Origin of the sequence: Levilactobacillus fuyuanensis (genome assembly GCF_003946395.1) — a bacterium.
GTDB lineage: Bacteria > Bacillota > Bacilli > Lactobacillales > Lactobacillaceae > Levilactobacillus > Levilactobacillus fuyuanensis.
On the sequence record NZ_RHNZ01000049.1, the window covers coordinates 1 to 1,714 of the forward strand.

At 33.8% G+C, this 1,714-nt stretch carries 3 protein-coding genes; 2 read left to right on the forward strand and 1 reads right to left on the reverse strand.

Translation table 11 applies throughout. The features are described 5' to 3' along the window. Window positions 1-384 precede the first annotated feature (384 nt). A complete protein-coding gene (gene mscL / locus EKM73_RS12670) occupies window positions 385-762 on the forward strand; it encodes a large-conductance mechanosensitive channel protein MscL (protein WP_084989049.1) in 378 nt (125 codons plus the stop codon). A 198-nt stretch (window positions 763-960) separates the two neighbouring features. On the opposite strand, the gene EKM73_RS12675 is transcribed toward mscL, so the two are convergent. After that, complete coding sequence (locus EKM73_RS12675) at window positions 961-1,302, reverse strand: AraC family transcriptional regulator (RefSeq protein WP_125702128.1); 342 nt, start codon at window positions 1,300-1,302, stop codon at window positions 961-963. Window positions 1,303-1,431: 129 nt separating this feature from the next. Here EKM73_RS12675 and EKM73_RS12680 point away from each other — a divergent pair. Continuing rightward, window positions 1,432-1,714, forward strand: a 283-nt coding sequence (locus EKM73_RS12680) for a KxYKxGKxW signal peptide domain-containing protein (protein WP_191988641.1), incomplete at its 3' end; no start/stop codon positions are given.

Genomic DNA, 1,714 nt, shown 5'->3' on the forward strand with positions numbered 1-1,714 from the left:
AATGCCTGAACTAGCTTAGCAACTAGACCACTTCTAAGAATAGATTCTTAGTGTTGCACTTGATTTGACAATTGAGGAAAAAAATGATTTTATTGGTAGCGTTAATAATAATTTGGGCAACCTATAAATTTTTTTCTTCATGGATTTGGTGGATATTAGGAATAATGCTGTTAATTGCTTTGTGGCGTTTTTTGACATCTTGGCCTGTCTTACTACTGATTGCTGGTGCATGCATTTTTCTATTGATTAAGCAGCATCGTGACAAAACTAAATCCAAGTCACCTTACGTTAATAAGAAAGTAACCGTTAATCAAAAGTTTCATTAGCACGACTAGTCCAATACTGATGACTATAAAAGCTGAAAAATTTAAGGGAGAAACTTGTATGTTAAAAGAATTCAAAGAGTTTATTTCACGTGGTAATGTAATGGACTTAGCAGTTGGTGTCATTATTGGAGCTGCCTTTACATCTATCGTTAAGTCATTAGTTGATAACTTAATTAATCCATTAATTGGTATCTTCTTGGGACAAATTGATTTTTCTGATCTTGCCTTTAAAGTTGGTAGTGCAACATTCAAGTATGGTGCCTTTATTAATTCCATTATCAATTTTCTAATTATTGCTTTTGTTGTATTCCTGTTAGTAAAAGGTATCAATAAAATTATGCCTAAAAAAGAAGCTTCCACTGCCCCAATCTCAATGGAAGCTCAATACCTGCAAGAAATTGCTGATATTTTGAAAAAAAATAATTCCCAAAAATAGGCTTTCTTTTGAATAAATTTAATCACGTCAACCTTGCACTTGTTTTTAACTTTTCCACAGGAATTTCAAAATTAAAGAAGTCCTCGATTTAAATTTCATTAATGAAATTTTCTGGATTTAATACAACGATTTTTCAAAACGGCCAATAGGGTATACCCTATTGGCCTTTTTTTGATCCATTATCAATGGCTTTTTAAATTAGGGCCTAGTACTTTTGGAATGGAAATACTTTCCAACACCAAAAATTCTAGACCCGATAAAATTAGTGATTTCCTGATAATTGAATGGGATATTGGTGGTGTTAATATGAGGAATCATGGTCAATATCTGATTATGATCAATAGGGATCATACCAACGTAGAAGTTGTTTAAATCAATAACGGTCAAAGAATTAGGAACACGCAGTTTAAGTGCTTCTTGGGCTAAAGCTTTCATATTATAGGCATTATTATCAGATATTAAAGTAATATCACTGTCTTCACAAAGGTAGAAATCTGCTGAAGCAACATTACCAAGTAGCTGAAAAGTTGACTGATTCATGATATCTCCCTGACTATTTACAAAAAAGTGCTTTATTTTGCAGAATTAGGTATGTCATTCTATTCTAAAAGTATATAATTAAAGGTAAGTTAAAAGTAGGTTAGCTCAATATAAGGGAAGAAATTTATAATGGGAGAAAAGAAATTACATTATAAAATGTATAAAGATGGCAAAAAATTCGTTTTTGCCGCAATTGCTACACTGTCTTTTTTTGTCTTCGGTGGGGTATCAACGGTAGCAGTTCATGCTGATACCACCTCAGGGAACTTAACTGCCGCCACTGTAAACAGCACTAGTGATACGAAGAGCGCTGTTTCATCAGCAGCTACTGTAGCAAGCAGTGCCAGTGATACGAAGAGTGCTGCTCAATCAGCAGCTACTGTAGCAAGCAGTGCCAGTGATACGAAGAGTG